At 39.4% G+C, this 16,129-nt stretch carries 15 protein-coding genes; all 15 read right to left on the reverse strand.

All coding sequences use genetic code 11. The annotated features are described in order from the left end of the window. Nucleotides 1-11: 11 nt before the first annotated feature. Nucleotides 12-971 (reverse strand): glycosyltransferase, encoded by a 960-nt coding sequence (locus AAGU76_RS17475; RefSeq protein WP_342486813.1) that lies wholly within the window; start codon nucleotides 969-971, stop codon nucleotides 12-14. Next, on the reverse strand, nucleotides 937-2,070 hold the full coding sequence (locus AAGU76_RS17480; protein ID WP_342486814.1) for a hypothetical protein: 1,134 nt from the start codon (nucleotides 2,068-2,070) through the stop codon (nucleotides 937-939). Before AAGU76_RS17480 ends, AAGU76_RS17475 begins: the two co-directional genes overlap by 35 nt. Before the next feature lie 27 nt (nucleotides 2,071-2,097). Continuing rightward, entirely contained in the window at nucleotides 2,098-3,309 is a 1,212-nt protein-coding gene (locus AAGU76_RS17485) for a glycosyltransferase family 4 protein (RefSeq protein WP_342486815.1), read from the reverse strand. Between the two features lie 2 nt (nucleotides 3,310-3,311). Then, nucleotides 3,312-4,355, reverse strand: coding sequence for a GNAT family N-acetyltransferase (locus tag AAGU76_RS17490; protein ID WP_342486816.1), 1,044 nt, complete (start codon nucleotides 4,353-4,355; stop codon nucleotides 3,312-3,314). A gap of 19 nt (nucleotides 4,356-4,374) precedes the next feature. Beyond that, nucleotides 4,375-5,358, reverse strand: a complete 984-nt coding sequence (locus AAGU76_RS17495; RefSeq protein WP_342486817.1) for a GNAT family N-acetyltransferase — start codon at nucleotides 5,356-5,358, stop codon at nucleotides 4,375-4,377. Further along, nucleotides 5,342-6,448 carry a DegT/DnrJ/EryC1/StrS family aminotransferase gene (locus tag AAGU76_RS17500; RefSeq protein WP_342486845.1) on the reverse strand — a complete coding sequence of 369 codons (1,107 nt, stop codon included), beginning with the start codon at nucleotides 6,446-6,448 and terminating at the stop codon, nucleotides 5,342-5,344. The genes AAGU76_RS17495 and AAGU76_RS17500 overlap by 17 nt, the downstream gene beginning before the upstream one ends. Then, nucleotides 6,441-7,151, reverse strand: coding sequence for a sugar transferase (locus AAGU76_RS17505; protein ID WP_342486818.1), 711 nt, complete (start codon nucleotides 7,149-7,151; stop codon nucleotides 6,441-6,443). The genes AAGU76_RS17500 and AAGU76_RS17505 overlap by 8 nt, the downstream gene beginning before the upstream one ends. A 38-nt stretch (nucleotides 7,152-7,189) precedes the next feature. After that, a complete protein-coding gene (locus AAGU76_RS17510; protein WP_342486819.1) occupies nucleotides 7,190-8,290 on the reverse strand; it encodes an aminotransferase class I/II-fold pyridoxal phosphate-dependent enzyme in 1,101 nt (366 codons plus the stop codon). 32 nt (nucleotides 8,291-8,322) lie between these two features. Continuing rightward, complete coding sequence (locus AAGU76_RS17515; protein WP_342486820.1) at nucleotides 8,323-10,284, reverse strand: nucleoside-diphosphate sugar epimerase/dehydratase; 1,962 nt, start codon at nucleotides 10,282-10,284, stop codon at nucleotides 8,323-8,325. Nucleotides 10,285-10,531: 247 nt separating this feature from the next. Further along, entirely contained in the window at nucleotides 10,532-11,662 is a 1,131-nt protein-coding gene (wecB, locus tag AAGU76_RS17520) for a UDP-N-acetylglucosamine 2-epimerase (non-hydrolyzing) (protein ID WP_342486821.1), read from the reverse strand. 1 nt (nucleotide 11,663) lies between these two features. After that, nucleotides 11,664-12,773, reverse strand: coding sequence for a capsular polysaccharide biosynthesis protein CapF (locus tag AAGU76_RS17525; RefSeq protein WP_342486822.1), 1,110 nt, complete (start codon nucleotides 12,771-12,773; stop codon nucleotides 11,664-11,666). After that, a complete protein-coding gene (locus AAGU76_RS17530; RefSeq protein ID WP_342486823.1) occupies nucleotides 12,770-13,795 on the reverse strand; it encodes a polysaccharide biosynthesis protein in 1,026 nt (341 codons plus the stop codon). The genes AAGU76_RS17525 and AAGU76_RS17530 overlap by 4 nt, the downstream gene beginning before the upstream one ends. 26 nt (nucleotides 13,796-13,821) lie before the next feature. Beyond that, a complete protein-coding gene (locus AAGU76_RS17535; RefSeq protein ID WP_342486824.1) occupies nucleotides 13,822-14,559 on the reverse strand; it encodes a phosphocholine cytidylyltransferase family protein in 738 nt (245 codons plus the stop codon). Nucleotides 14,560-14,591: 32 nt separating this feature from the next. Beyond that, complete coding sequence (locus AAGU76_RS17540; protein ID WP_342486825.1) at nucleotides 14,592-15,125, reverse strand: DUF2284 domain-containing protein; 534 nt, start codon at nucleotides 15,123-15,125, stop codon at nucleotides 14,592-14,594. 28 nt (nucleotides 15,126-15,153) lie between these two features. Then, nucleotides 15,154-15,945 carry a LicD family protein gene (locus AAGU76_RS17545; RefSeq protein WP_342486826.1) on the reverse strand — a complete coding sequence of 264 codons (792 nt, stop codon included), beginning with the start codon at nucleotides 15,943-15,945 and terminating at the stop codon, nucleotides 15,154-15,156. Between the last annotated feature and the right edge of the window lie 184 nt (nucleotides 15,946-16,129).

The following is a 16,129-nucleotide window of genomic DNA, read 5'->3' on the forward strand; positions in this document are numbered from 1 at the left end:
ATAACCCACCTCTAAAATGCTTTCATTATCCCGTAACACAGTCGTTTGCTCACAAGAAATAACTTCATGAGCACGGGAACAACAATTCCTTTGGGTGCACCTGCACTATTGAACAGCTCCAAAGCATCCATCCCTGCTGCCAGATCACTGAAGCTTTTATAGTCCATCACCTTTGAAGCAGCATGCAATAACCCGAACACATGTCTAGCCAGAAATGAACCTGCATACAGGGCTGCAGAAAATGAAGGATTAATATACTTTTCCTTTACGGATTTTGCAGCAGCGTAGCTTGTAAGGAATTTTTCGGTTCCTGATGTTGTCATTGTAGATCCTTCATGCCTCACATAACGGTAAAGCGGACTCATTACATGTGCAGCATAATCACTGCAGGCAAGAACCTTCCACACATACAGGTCATCCTCCGCAAACATGCAGCCTTCGTCGTAATATATGTTGTTTTTTTCTATAAAACTTTTATTGACCATCAGCGCCGGAGAAATGAATTTGACTTTTCTGGTATAGAAAAGCTCAACCGCTTCGCTGCCGCTGTAGATCCTGCAGATGGACTTGACAGGTGATGTATTCATTTCTTCATCCTCTCTCACTACCTGAAAATCACAAAAGACGCATTCAGCTTCCGGATGCTTGTCAATGCACTGCATCATTTCAGAAATCATATTCCTGTGGGCAATGTCGTCTGAATCAACTGCAATTATCCACTCTCCCGTTGCTTCTGCTATGCCGGCATTGCGGGCAGCCGCAGCCCCACGGTTGTTCTGGCTTATAATGCTGTATGGCATGGTGCCTGATTCAAGCATTTCCTCCGCCAGTTCAATTGATCCGTCCGGAGAGCCGTCGTCTACAGCGATGATTTCCAGATTGCCGTAACTCTGGCTTATAATTGAAGAAAGACATTTCTTAATGTATTTCTCGGACTTATATACAGGAACTATGATGCTGACCTTCTTCATTTGCTGCCTCCGTCATGTAAATTTGCTTCAGTATGATAGTCTTTCCGTCGTAGTTTTTTACGCCTACCGGATTCATTACAACATCCTCATCCAGTGAGCAGCCTGAGAACTGAACATTTCCGAATTGGAAAAGGAGCATGGGATAAACATCCTTTTTGAATCTGGCCAGCTCCTTGAATCCTGCGCTGCAATTTCCCGCAATTACATGAGTATATCTGTCCTTTACTCCCTTGCCCAGCCTGTAAGTAATCATGTATCTGGTGCCCGTTATGCTGCTGTCAGGTTCAACAGATGTCGAAAATATGTATGTGTCTTTATATTTTGCAGCATATATGCATGGTCCGGGCATGGGGTACTGCACTTTCTCTTCCCAGCCGTTTAATTCTCTTACCGCCAATGCTATAAAATTGTCTTTCAGCGGTGAATCCGTGGCATACAGAATCCCATCCCTTATAGGAAATGCACAGCAAGCCCTGTAATTCTGGTTTCCGATGAGCAGAGGTTCCACGGCTTTGAAGTTGTCCCTTGCCATCCATATGCCCGATTCATGGTCGCTGTCTCCTGTAAGTATGATAACTCCGCCTCTGAATGGATCAGCAGCTATTGAGTGTATATGTAAAACACTCCCTTTTGGAAAAGCAAAGACTTTGCTCCATCGATTATTTTTCCTGGAATATATGCACACCTCTTCACGATCATTGTTTCCCCAGTATTCTCCATACACTGTGCAATCATCAAAACCATCGATCCCCTCTATTTTGCAGAAATTCATTGTGTTGTTCATTCCTTTGCGGTATCGGTGTTCCCTGGTTATTTCTCCTGTATTGATATTTACTCTTGCTATGAAGCCACACACAGAAATTATATATTGATTGCTGCCAATCTCTACAGCCGTTCTCGGTTCAAGGCGAAGCAGCCTTTCTGCCAATCTGAATTTACATAAAAACCTCTGTTTCATTGTCAATGGCAGCTGTCCCAGCAGTACCGGTTTTTCTCTTATGGTACGGCTTATATAAAGACTCCCTCTCCTGTACCATAAAACATAGTTGCTGTTAATGTGCAGTGCCCTGAAATTATTGACTATCTCTATATTATTCATGGCTGATTCCTTTTTGTACTCAGATAATTAATTAAAATGATTCATGATTATGTCATAGGTTTTTTCTGAAGTGTAATTGTTCTCCAGGTAATGCCTTGCATTATCCCCCATGACCTTGCGCAGTTCAATATCACACAATCTATTAACATGCTTGCTGAACCTGCACACATCGTCACTGCAGCACCAGAGTCCGAAATTTCCATTCTCGATGACCTTTCCCAAATCAGTGTTTAAGTCAGTTGCAGCCAATACAGGCATTGAAGCCTGCATATAAGAAAGAAGTCTTGAAGGAAAATTAGGTATTGTAAACCTCCTGTCCAGAAATATAAGCCCTACGTCACAGGAATTCGCCAAAGCATCATAGTCGTCTTTCGGAAGAAAGCTAAACAGTCTTGCATTTACAGGGTTTTCAATATCAAAATATCTTTTCAGCCTGCAATATTCCGTACCTGAGCCTGCTATGACAAAATAGGCACATGCATTGTCTGCATTTGCTCTTAAGCAATCTATGAGGAAGTCTATTCCCTGAGGTTTTCCCAAATTGCCTCCGTACAGAAAAACGGTTTTGTTAAGTGGTATTCCGAATTTATTTCTTATTTCTCTAATCCTTGTTTCATCCTTTTCTATTGACCTAAGGGCAATGCTGTTAGGGCATACCTCAACTGCCGATGTCTGCAGTTCAGGATTATTCCTCAGCAAATAGTCTACATTTGCTAAAGACATGCATCCAATATAATCCGACTGCCTGTACAAATTTTTCTCCTTTTTTCTGAACATTTTGTACAGCAATCCTTTCATACCCTTCTTGCTGAACATGCCAAGGTCCACAGCATTCTGCGGAAAAATATCTTTAAGCATGAGATATGCTTTTGCATTGTCACGTTTCTTCAAATATTCAATCACCCTGGCCAGTGTTATGGGAGGCGTGGAATAAAGAATCAAATCAAACTGCACGCTGCAGAAGAATTTCATTATGGCTTTCTTGTACTGGTTTTCAAGAAGAACCGTTGAAATTCCCTTTTCAGCAATATTGGTCTGCTGAATGTTTCCCGTCCTGACTTCCAATATGGTACAGTTGCCTTCATGGATTACGTGCGTGTCTCTTTTATTTCTTCGCTCGGCTGATGTAACCACATACACCCTGTGCTTGTTTTTTACAAACTCAGCCAGCAAATCCGTGTATATGTTGCTGTCATTTAATGATTTAATGTTCGTAAGGGTAAGGAATATAATATTCATAATCATCCTCTGTACTGCGGAAAATAATTTGTGTTCATATCTCTTCCAAATTGGCTTTTTCTGATATTCATCAGCTTTTCGTATCTGCATGCATCAAATATCTTCTTGCCTACATAAAAATCACAGATTCCATTGGGTGCAAAACTTTTTTTGTAATTATAAATGCCGTCGTCGCTGCCGTAACCACCGCCAAGGACATATTTCTTAAATCCTTTTTCCCTTGCCCACATCATGATTTCAAACTTCAGGTAATCATTCGGGCGCAGGTAAAAATATTCCTGATCTGTTCCCCCCATAAATGAATAGCAGTTTTCGGTTCCGAATATAACCAACTCAGCCGATATGGCTTTTCCTTTATACAGGGCATAGACATAAGCACAACAGTCTTCCATGGTGCTTAACGTTTCGAAAAAGTCCCTTTTGAAAAAATAATTTCTTTCTGCTTCCCTGCGTTCCATTGTTCTGTAGTAAATTCCAAGAAAATCTTCCAGCCTTCTGCATTTTTCATCTATAATTATTTCTATTTCATTCTGACGGGCCCTTTTTATGTTTTTACGAACCTTATGTTCAAAATCCATGAGCATTTCTTCAGCGGAAATATCCAGTGTTCTCACTATGTTGTGCGTTCGGGGCTCGCATATGCCGTTATAGTGTTTATGGTAGCTGCTCAGAAGATGGAACCTGACAAACTCGCAGATATAACCTTGTTCCCTGCAGTATTCATCATAGGCACTGTTAATGGCATCATAATTTTCTCCTTCTGTCCAAAAGCCTCCGTATCCGTAGGGTGTAGACAAATCGAACCAGCAGTCTTTTTCCAATGCAGCGCCGAACATACCGAAATCATGAACATCCCGCTTCATGACCACGTTAATCCCGCGGGTATCGCCATCGTCATAATAAAACAGCAGCGGTTCGCCATCGCCGTTAAGCTGAAAAGATCTTGCATATCCGTTAAGATAGAACACATCAAAGTTACTGAAGCTTTTGACTACAGCATCCCACATCTCTGTTTGATAAACCTCAATGACTTTTAATGGATTCATATATGCCTCCATGCAATTGTTATTGATTATTTCTGTACTCAGGAAAATATCCGCTGCTGTTCCTGCCTAGCAAATCAATTAGTGAATTGTAAGAGCATCTGTCTCTTATTCGTTTTCCCACATAAAAGTCCAGGAATCCGGTTCTAGTGAAATTCTTTTTAAAGCGCAGCAAGCTTTCACTGAACGCTCCACCCAGATGGAATTCACTCATTCCATGCTCCTGTCCCCATTTTGCTGCTTCATGGCACAAAAGGCTGTTTGCTCCCAATGTGATATACTCATAATCATTTCCCATCAAATGATAATGCAGATATTTATCGTGATGCAGACACATGGCAGAGGATATTATAATCCCTTCAAAGACAGCATAAATAATGAAAATATTTCCCTTCATTTTGTCCATGGTATTTTTAAAATACATTTCATCGAATGAATAATAAGAGCTGACACTGTTTTTTACTGCCATCTTATCGTACAGTTTTATAAACTCCTTCAGAGTATCACCTTCATAATCAAATTTTACTGTAATGCTGTTTTTGGCTGCCTTTCTGATGTTGTTCCTGCAGCTGTGGGAATACTCTTCCGTAAAAAAATCCTTTTTTAAGTCAATGAACAAAGTTTGATTGTTATGCTTCAAAGAATAATATTTTTCAAAATCTTCATGGTTCTTCAGCCACGGAGAAAACCTGACATATTCAGCAACAATGTGTTTATCAGCACAGTAACTGTTAAAATTTTTTTCAAATTCCTCCAGTAACTTTTCCTTATCATCAGCAGCGATAACAACAGGACCGTTAAAACCGTATGGCGTCACCGTATCATAAAATGTCTGGTTATTCACTTTTGTTGATATTTTTCTCTTTATGTACGGATAGTATATTTGTCCGTAATCACATTGGAATTCATAGTGTTCGGCTGTTCCTCCATCAAGGACCGAATTCAGTTCAGACCATTGAGGAAAATAGTATATGTCCGGATACAGCATGTCAACATCTCCCTTCAATCATTTCATCCGAATTGTACTTTTCAATGTTGTCCAGTATGTACTGCATTTCCTCATCTCCATATCGCTGATCACATGGAATGGCTAGTATGTGTTCATATATCCATAGGACCTTCGGACTTACCTTGTTCTCGCATTGCTTCGGCAATGGCCATACAACCGGCGCGTATATATTTTTTGAAGCAAGAAATTTTTGAATTCTATCCCTTCCCCACTGCGCATAAACAGGAAAATACAAAGGTGTAACATCATCCGGAAGGAAGTTGAATACCGGTGAAATCACTTTGATTTTACTCAAGCCCTTGAAAAGAGTATGGTAATTTTTTCTTCTTGTTTCCTTTAGGCTCTCAATATCCAGGTTTGACTGATACAGTCTTGAAGCAGGGCTCATGGCAAACAATGATTTTTCGTCTGTGAGCATTTGTTCTGCTTCATTGTACAATTTAAGAAAATCATCCTTGTTTCCAACATTCTCCTCCATGTACCTGAACTTGGCGCAAAATGATTTTTGTTTTGCCTCAACCAGGCTATGGTGAACTGTATACGGCTTTGAGTGAAATTTTTTTTCGGTGCTTATGGCACAGCCGCCGTCCGGCAGCGCTGTCCATTTTCTGAAACTGAGCATGTAATAATCTGCTTCCATGTGCTTATATCCTGAATAAACAGAGTGAGTAATGTCCTCAATCAAGATGGTCCCTGACTTTCTGAATTCAGCCAATGTGTCCCTTACATGTTCCAATGTATTGAATCCATAATATCCGTGAACCAGGACTACTGAAGGATTGTACCTTCCGGCACATTCCAGCAGTGATTTTTCGTCAATCTTCAAATTATCATCAATGTTGTAATGATACACCCTATAACCTGCATCAATAAATGGTTCTATTACCGTGTGGCATGTGAAGGGCGGCAAAACCGCTACCTTTTCCTGTTTATCAATCTGATTCAGAATAAAGGTTATTGCACTCCTTCCTCTCGACAGGAAAGCAGCATCAATTGTATGCATGTTAAGAAATTCCAGATTGATTTCCTTTTGTTTCAATTGTTCTTCACAATTAAGCCAGAAGTTGCTTCCAATTTCCCTATACATTTTTTTCACTTCTTTCTTCGTTCAGGCTGCGGAATTTTCTGCCTTTATAAACGTAATATTCACCTATTTCATCGGTTCTGACTTCATCACTCACAACTCCGCTGCGCTTTACAACGTGAAGGATTGTAAGATAGATAATCATGCAATCAAGCCTGAAGCTGCAGTTTTCAACATAGAAGTTATCCAGTTCAAACCTTTCCTCCCAACTCAGCAGATTTCTTCCCTTAATTTGTGCAAGGCCGGTCAATCCCGGTCTCATATTGTGACGATGCCTTTCTTCTTCGGTGTAGTAAGGAAGATATTCTTCTGCCAGCGGCCTCGGTCCTACAATGCTCATATGGCCGACTATTATGTTAAATAATTCCGGCAATTCATCCAAAGATGTAGATTTCAACATTTTACCAAATTCAGTAAGCCTTGAATTGTCCGATAACAATTCACCTTTGGAATCCCTGGCGTTTGTCATGGTTCTGAATTTGTACAGTGTAAATAGCTTTTCATTTAATCCGGGTCTCTTCTGTTTGAATATAACCGGACTTCCAAGCTTAAGTTTCACCAACAATGCTACAATCAGCATGAATGGAAAAAACAATACTATTGCCGGTATAGACAATGCAATGTCCATTGGCCTCTTGATATACCTTTTGTATATCCTTCTGCCGTTACCGCCGGTTACTATACTGGTGCTGGTCGCTTTATTCATGGCAGTTCAACTCCTTGTCCTTTATTGCCTGAGACTGTTTATATGCCCTTAATAACATTACATACCCTTCTCAAATCATCATCTGACATTTTTGTGTCGCTTGGCAGGCATACGCCGTTTTCAAACAGTTCTTCGGATACATTTCCTCCTACATAATCATAGCCGGAAAATATCGGCTGCATATGCATAGGCTTCCAAACATGCCTTGATTCAATGTTGTTCTTTTCCAATTCCAGAATTATATCCAGCGGTCTGGTTCTGCCTTTCAATAACATGCAGCTCAGCCAGCAGTTTGGTTCGTTCCAATCATTTATAGGCATCAGCTCAATATTGTCCAGATGATTTAACTCATTTTTGTAAAATTCAAATATATACCTCTTCTTTTCAATTCTTTGATTCAGCACTTGAAGCTGTCCCCTGCCGATCCCAGCCAGCACATTGCTCATCCTGTAGTTGTAGCCGATTTCAAGATGCTGATAATATCTTTCATTTTCTCTGCTTTGAGTTGACCAGAATCTGATTTTTGCTGTCATATCCCTGTTTTTTGAAACAATCATGCCTCCGCCGGATGTTGTTATAATTTTGTTTCCGTTAAAGGAAAATACTCCGTAATCTCCAAATGTTCCTGTATATTTTCCCTTGTACTTCGTCCCCAGACTTTCTGCTGCATCCTCTATGAGTGCAACATTGTGTTTCCTGCATATCTCGCATATCCTGTTCAAGTCTGCCGATAATCCATAGAGGTGAACCACTATCACTGCCTTTGGATCATATTTTTCAAAGGCCTTCTCCAACGCATCAGGGTTCATGTTCCACGATTTATAATCGCTGTCAATAAATACCGGAACGGCGTTTAAATATAAAATAGGGTTGACTGTAGCCGAAAAAGTGAGACTTTGACAAAACACGGTATCACCATGTTTCACTCCGGCTGCCTTTAGCGCCAAATGGATTGCCGAGGTTCCCGAATTCAATGCCACGGCTGAATCAACGCCTATTCTTGCAGCAACTTCATTTTCAAATTCATCTACATTCTTGCCAAGCGGAGCAATCCAGTTAGTTTTAAAAGCTTCTTCAACATATTTCATTTCAAAACCTTCTTCACTCATATGCGGCGAGGCCAGACAAATTTTATCCATTGATTCAACCTCCTTTTTTATACACTTGCTTCTCATTCAACACAGCCATGAACATTGCTTTTAATGTCTGTCACTGGTTCTTTGTCATTCACTTCTTCTTTAGATGCAGGGCTTATGGAATTATTGACGGTCCTTTTATAAGTGGGCACCAACTTTTCAATAAGATTAAGCTCTGTTTCCAGATCCAGTTTTTCGGCTGCTTCCACTAACAGTCTTATGTTCTTCAACAATTCATACTCATTAATCATCTGTGGCTTTTCGATGAATATTTTGTCTATTTCTGTTTTTGACTGGTATGCTTTTTCAGTCACTAACAGCTCCTCATATAGTTTTTCTCCCGGCCTTAGGCCTATATACTCTATTTTAATGTCTACGTCAGGAGTCAGTCCGGCCAGCAGTATCAGATTATATGCCAGATCCTTGATCTTCATGGGCTGCCCCATATCCAGAACAAATATTTCTCCTCCATTTGCAATTGACGCAGCTTTCAAAACCAGCTTCACTGCTTCCGGTATAGTCATGAAATATCGGGTTATTTCTGCGTGGGTAACAGTTACAGGACCGCCGTGCTTAATTTGATTTATGAACAGCGGAATTACTGAACCGTTGCTTCCCAAGACGTTGCCAAATCTTACTGCTACAAAATCCGTACTGCTTTTTGAATCGAAATACTGTATGATCATTTCACAAACCCTTTTTGTAGCTCCCATGACATTAGTCGGATTAACGGCTTTGTCAGTTGAAATCAGGACAAATTTTTCGACATTATATTTATCCGCCATATATACCGCATTATATGTGCCAAATATGTTATTTTTAATAGCTTCTTCCGGATTTTTTTCCATCAGTGGCACATGTTTGTGTGCTGCAGCGTGAAAAACAATTTTAATGCCTTTAGTTGAAAATATTTTATCCAGTTTTGATGCATCTCTAACAGTTGCAATTTCAACTTCTATATTTATTTTATCTCCGTACATGCCTGCCAATTCCTGCTGTATCTCATAAGCGTTATTTTCATATTCATCAAGTATGATAATTTTATAAGGATTATATGCGGAAATTTGCCTGCAAAGTTCCGCACCGATCGTTCCTCCCCCTCCCGTGATAAGTACAGTCTTTCCATTGATGTAATCTCTGGTTAATCCACAATCAAGCAGTATGGGATCCCTGCCAAGCAAATCCTCGGGTCTGATACTTCTGAGTTTATCGGATAATTCTATTTTGCTGTTATCATAGATTATACGATATACCTCTGGCAAAATTTTTATACGGCACTTTGTTTGTGCCGCAACAGTCAGGATGTTCGTTCTGCCTTCATTCAAAAATGATTGCTCAGAAATGATGATTTCCTCTATTTCATACTTTTCTGCCATTTCCTTTATGCGGCTTGTATCGCCCGTTATCGGCACCCTTTTAATATCTCTGCCTATCTTCGTTTTATCATCATCCAGTATGCATCTTACGCAATAGCTGTTACAACTGCTTGATTTAATCTCATTGAGCAGAGCGGCAGTCGCCTGTCCGGCACCTATAATCATAGTGTTGACGCGGGCCTTGCATTTGTCCTTTTTTCTGCTTCTATTGATAACCAGCGCCCTGTATACGATTCTTAGAGCCAGTTCTAAAAGACTGGATATAAACAGGGCATCAATATATATGTCCATAGGAATATCTATTTGAAAAAGCAACATCACTGCCATAAATAAGCCATTGGCTGCAGCACAGGCGGCCAGACATCTGCAGCTGTCCTCAATACCGGAAAACCTAAGCATATTCTTATAAACTTTCATAATAGAGAATGTTGAAATATAGACTGTAGTGTATATCCACACAGTAAAGGTGAAAATCACCAGCTTAAATGGTTCCAAGCCATTTATCGAAAACGCAACGAAGTATGATGCCGCAACTATGCAGGCATCAATGAGCATCAAAACGTATTTCCTTTGATTTCTTAACATATCATGTACTTTAATGCACATCGTTTTCGCGGTCATTTCAGTATTCCTCCATGATATAAACAGTTCATGCCATTCTGAAGCCACCCACATTGCCAAAATATCAACATATTGTGAAGTTTAATAATTATTCATTAAACAGCCCGGCACTTAAAAATTCGTTCTTAGCGGTAAGTATGATCTGTTAGTACTAAGAATGATCAATTTCAATTCACATAACCATAATATGACTAGGAAGTATATAGATATGACAACGAATAAAAATTTCACAACAACTTACTGGTGCTTAAGGGCACTTTCCCCAAACTACCCTGTTCACGTAATCGGTATATGAGATTATAATTCTCAATACCTTCTCTGAAACATTTGGAGCACTGTAATCAGCCACTTGTCTTAGGGTGCTTTGCTCTTGTATCTCCAGAATGTCCAGCCCCTGCATTATTCTTTCCCTGCTAAGCCCCACCATCATGACAGAAGCTTCCTCCATTGCTTCCGGCCGTTCATGGGCCTGTCTTATATTTAGTGCCTTGAACCCAAGGATTGAAGATTCTTCGCTGATTGTACCGCTGTCACTCAATACTGCTTTCGAATTAATCTGCAGATTGACATAATCGCTGAAACCAAGCGGCTTTATCAGGTTTATAAACGGACAAAACTCAACTTCTTCGGCCTCAATCATATTTCTGGTTCTCGGATGGGTGCTTACGATTATAGGCATGCTGTATTTTTCTGCAATCGCATTTAAACTGTCAATCAGGTCATAGAAATTCCTGTTCGAATTTATATTCTCTTCCCTATGGGATGAAACGACGAAATATTTACCTTTTTCCAAACCCAGTTGATTCATAATATCTGACTTTTCTATATCGTCAATTCTGGAATTCAACACCTCAAACATGGGACTTCCTGTTTTAATGATCCTGTCGGCCGGAAAGCCTTCCCTGATAAGGTATTCTCTTGATATGTCGCTGTATGTAAGATTAATATCCGCTATATGATCAACAATTTTTCTGTTGGTTTCCTCCGGTACCCTTTGGTCAAAGCACCTGTTGCCGGCTTCCATGTGAAATATGGGAATATGCCTTCTCTTGGCTGCAATGGCTGCAAGACAGCTGTTGGTATCCCCAAGCACCAGAAAAGCCTCCGGCTTTGCTTCAGCCAGAACAGGGTCTATTTTCAAAAGGATGCTGCCTATTGTTTCTGCTGCTGAAACCCTGGCAGCATTGAGAAAATAGTCAGGCTTCTTTAATTTAAAGTCTTTGAAAAATATTTCATTCAACTCATAGTCATAGTTTTGTCCTGTGTGAACCAGTATGTGTTCAATGGAATCTGACTCCTCCAGCTTATGTATTACAGCTGATAATCTGATGATTTCCGGTCTTGTGCCGACTACAGTCATCACTTTTAACTTCTTCATATTACACCTCCAGGAAATATGTATCCGGCTTATCTGCATTGAAAGCTTCATTTGCCCACATCAAGGTAATCAGATCCGTTTCTCCGACGTTAGTTATGCTGTGCGTGTATCCAGTGGGAATATCCACTGCTTCCAGCTTGTCACCGCTTACGCTGTACTCAATTATTTCTGACGTGTACAGCTTTCTGAATCTTATCAGTCCCTTGCCGCTGACAACAATAAATTTCTCGGTTTTCGAGTTGTGCCAATGGTTGCCTTTAGCTATGCCTGGCTTTACTATATTAACAGAAAATTGCCCTCGTTCTATAGTTCTGAATATTTCAGTAAAAGAGCCCCTTTTGTCTTCATTCATATGTAATGGATAACTGAACCTGTCTGAAGGTAGGTAGCTAAGATACGTGCTGTATAGTTTTTTTTCAAACCCGTCTGCCATATCAGGAATGCTGAGGGTTCTTCTGCTTTCTTTGAATGAGTTTATCAGCTCTGCTATTTTGCCCAATGCAACAGTATGTTTTACAGGAATCTCACAGAATTCTCCATTCCTGTTTTCCTTGCCGTTCATTGCATTTATGAGTTCCTCAACGACATCATCAATATAAACCAGAGTCATCACAACGTTTGGATCATTTATGGTAACAGGAAGTTCATGTGCTGTGTTGTGGCAGAAGGTAGCAACCACGCTGTTATAGTTTGGTCTGCACCACTTTCCGAATACATTCGGAAAGCGGTAGATCAATACCTTTGCTCCTGTTTTTCTGCTGTGTAAAAATGCCGAATCTTCGCAGATTTTTTTGCTTATTCCGTATGGATTGTCCAGGATTGCCTGGGTAGAAGACGAAATCATGACTGGTGATCTATTGTTGTTTTTCTCTAACAATTCCATCAAGTCATTAGTATATCCGTAATTTCCTGTCTTGAACTCTTCCTGATTATCGGGTCTGTTGACACCAGCCAGATGAAATACAAACTCACATTCTTTTGTATATTTGTCAAGAAGTGAAGGTATTGTATCTCTGTCTGCAGTTAAAATATCACTATAGTTCCTGTTTCTGAGTTCGGCAATTAAATTTTTCCCAATAAAACCGTTAGCTCCGGTTACTAATATCTTCACTGGTTGTTCCTCCATTTTTCCAGTTCATCCCTTATATATTGCAGCGACATAAGTTTTTCCTTCGTTTGTTCCACAGAAAGAAGTTGTGTGTTATTGGAGTTGAATTCAACAAACTTATGATGTTCCCTCATGCCTTCAATAAAATATTTATCATAATTCAGATCTCGTTTATCTGAAGGCACACGATAAAAATCCCCCATATCTATGGCATGAGAACATTCCTCTTTCGTCAGAAGCGTCTCGTACATTTTTTCTCCGTGGCGCATTCCGATTATTCTGATCCCGTTCTGTGCATTGAATAATTCTATGACAGCCCTTGCCAACACATCGATTGTTGTTGCCGGCGCCTTCTGCACCATTATGTCTCCGCTTTTTGCATTTTCATAGGCAAACATCACAAGTTCAACCGCCTCATCCAAACTCATAATAAAACGAGTCATTGAAGGTTCCGTAACAGTTAAAGGCTGACCTGACTTTATCTGTTCTATAAACAGCGGCACCACAGATCCTCTGGAACAAAGCACATTTCCATACCTTGTACCGCAAATCAGCGTTTTGTTTGGATCCACAGTTCTTGATTTGGCTACAAAAACCTTCTCCATCATGGCCTTTGATGTTCCCATGGCATTTACCGGATACGCCGCCTTGTCTGTTGACAGGCAGATCACTTTTCTTACTTCTGCCTCAATACATGCTGTCAGAACGTTGTCAGTGCCGATAATATTGGTTTTAACGGCTTCCATAGGAAAAAACTCACATGATGGCACTTGTTTCAGAGCTGCAGCATTGAATACATAATCAACGCCATACATGGCATTCCTTATGCTTGCAATGTCTCGGACATCTCCTATGTAATATTTGATTTTATCATTGTTATACGTATGCCTCATGTCATCCTGTTTCTTTTCATCACGTGAGAACACGCGTATTTCCTTAATTTCTGTTTCTATAAAGCGGGTCAATACGGCATTTCCGAAGGAACCTGTACCGCCTGTTATAAGTAAAGTCTTACCCTTAAACATAGTGTCACCCACCTTTGATTGCAGCACTAATCTTTATTTTTAATTTTCTTCAATATCTTCAGTTTGGTTATTATCTCTTTTGCTTTTATTAAATCGTTGATGTTATCGATTTCAGTCCACTCATGGTTGGCTACATCAACTGCTTCGAGTAAAAATTCTTTTTCAAAAATCATTTCAACCAGCGCCGTTTCATACCATTCGCAGTACAACTCATCATCTATCATGCTTTCAACCTTATTCTTCAATTGAAGAGCTGATTCCTTATTCAACTTAGTAACGCCCACATATTCACCGGAAAAATCCTTGAGTTCGTCACTCATTACGATTACCTTTCCATTTTGCTCTGCAACTTTATAATCAGCTTCCATTCCGATTGAGGAATCATAGAATACTGCGGCTTTAGTCTTTGTTTCAAGTATAACCTTAAGCAATTTATCGCTTATGATAACATCGGCATTAAAAATTATTACATCGTCACTTAAATGGTCTTTTGCAAACCATAAAGAAGCTATACTGTTTGTAACCCGATAGAAAGGATTGTTTACCAACGTACAATTGCTGTACTTTAACAGCACATCATTAAGTTTATGCCTTTTATATCCTGTTACAACTACAATCTCACACTGGCAGCAGCTGTTTATCATATCAATGGTTCTTTCAATGACTGATTTATTGTCTAAAATATGCAGCAGGCTTTTGGGACAATTATCAGTCAAAGGTTTTAATCTGCTTCCCAACCCTGCTGCCAATAATATTATCTTCATATCAAACCTCCGTTAATTCTATTCAAATGAAATTACCACAATAAAAGCCCGACCCGATATAAATAATCTGCTGGCGGGAACACTAAATCTATATTCATAGTCTCTTTTATAAGACGTATAACATTTACACCTGTACCTTCCAAAGGAATTCTTGCCAGATCAGGCTGCTGACATTTTTCCTTATTACAGCCATCTTTACACAACTTGCATGACCCTCCTATAAATGATACAGCCATTGGTTTGTTGTTCTTATACAGTATTTCTTCCAATTCAAGCAACGCATGGTGCAGCAGATTTGTTGATTCAACTCTTATAATATTAAATTCTTCTGCTGTTTCGAATGGAATCCTACAATAGACTATCGCTGCATTTTCATATTCCATGAACAGCTTCATATAATCTAAATTCGGTATCATCGGAGGGCAAGTCCACTTATTATGGTAATTTTTACAATGAAAACACTGCAGTCTTGCTCTTGTTTCTAGTTTGATATCTGAGATATCAATTTTATTGAAAGACAGGTATTGTGATCTTTCCTTAACCACTTTTTTAAAATATTCTTCCATTATGATTCTCCTTAAACAATACACCTGACTACATCTTATAATTTTCGCGTTTTGGCACCATGTAGCTGTCTCCGTAGTATAACTTCAAAATGCTGTCCCATTCTTTCGGAACCAGCAGTTCTGTGTCCTCGAAAGGAACTCTTAACGTTTCATTCAGAAGATTTTTATCCAGTTTCACAGTCATTTTTTGCATAGCTTCATTGCTGAAAAAAACCCAGCTACAATCCTTATCACTGAAATACTGACTTGCCTTGGTATAGAAATTTTGTTTGGTTTCACGATCAAACAATCTGCCCAGGAGCCTTAGGCACCACATCCCAAAATACTTTGTTTTCATTGCTACGGTTGTATTGTCAGTTGGTATGTTTGAACTTAAACTCAACATGCCTCTCAAAAGAATCAGGATAAAGTATTTAAAATACTGCTTTATTAAATTTTCAGGCACCCGATCAATCAAAAATATTTCTGCAAATATTTCAGGATTCTGCTTGAACTTAAGTCGTGGAACTATTCCATAAACATCGTCGTCACGTCCCGGAAAAAACAACAAATCATCCGGGTATTTTTTGCAATAAGCTATAAAAACATTGTAGTCTTTTCTGTGCATCATAATATCAACATCTTCGATGTCCCATGGTATGAAACCCTTTTCCCTGATGGCACCAAGCAACGTTCCCTGTGTCAGCATGTATGCAATGTTTTCTTTTTTGCATATATTATCAACCGATTTCAATATGCCAAGCAACTTTGAATGAATCTCTGCATTATCCAGGACAACCAGCCTCCTTTGCTGTACACCAAATACATCAGACTTATCCACTTAAATCATATGCTAAACATTCTAAAAATAATTCACATATTATTCTTAAGTGCGTTATACCCCTGAAATTTGTATTTAAACAATTGGGTGATATTTTATTACTGTTTGACAATTTACGACAAACGTAATTAAGCCGCAAGATTTTACCTGGTCACATTAATTTGCAATGCGTTTTTCTTCCTCA

The organism is Sedimentibacter sp., from assembly GCF_038562225.1.
GTDB lineage: Bacteria > Bacillota > Clostridia > Tissierellales > Sedimentibacteraceae > Sedimentibacter.

Coding starts and splice junctions, on each gene's coding strand:
- AAGU76_RS17490 (WP_342486816.1), bottom strand. CDS start 4,355: ATGAATCCATTAAAAGTCATTGAGGTTTATCAAACAGAGATGTGGGAT.
- AAGU76_RS17515 (WP_342486820.1), bottom strand. CDS start 10,284: ATGACCGCGAAAACGATGTGCATTAAAGTACATGATATGTTAAGAAAT.
- AAGU76_RS17505 (WP_342486818.1), bottom strand. CDS start 7,151: ATGAATAAAGCGACCAGCACCAGTATAGTAACCGGCGGTAACGGCAGA.
- AAGU76_RS17500 (WP_342486845.1), bottom strand. CDS start 6,448: ATGTATAGGGAAATTGGAAGCAACTTCTGGCTTAATTGTGAAGAACAA.
- AAGU76_RS17480 (WP_342486814.1), bottom strand. CDS start 2,070: ATGAATAATATAGAGATAGTCAATAATTTCAGGGCACTGCACATTAAC.
- AAGU76_RS17540 (WP_342486825.1), bottom strand. CDS start 15,125: ATGGAAGAATATTTTAAAAAAGTGGTTAAGGAAAGATCACAATACCTG.
- AAGU76_RS17535 (WP_342486824.1), bottom strand. CDS start 14,559: ATGAAGATAATATTATTGGCAGCAGGGTTGGGAAGCAGATTAAAACCT.
- AAGU76_RS17475 (WP_342486813.1), bottom strand. CDS start 971: ATGAAGAAGGTCAGCATCATAGTTCCTGTATATAAGTCCGAGAAATAC.
- AAGU76_RS17510 (WP_342486819.1), bottom strand. CDS start 8,290: ATGGATAAAATTTGTCTGGCCTCGCCGCATATGAGTGAAGAAGGTTTT.
- wecB (WP_342486821.1), bottom strand. CDS start 11,662: ATGAAGAAGTTAAAAGTGATGACTGTAGTCGGCACAAGACCGGAAATC.
- AAGU76_RS17485 (WP_342486815.1), bottom strand. CDS start 3,309: ATGAATATTATATTCCTTACCCTTACGAACATTAAATCATTAAATGAC.
- AAGU76_RS17530 (WP_342486823.1), bottom strand. CDS start 13,795: ATGTTTAAGGGTAAGACTTTACTTATAACAGGCGGTACAGGTTCCTTC.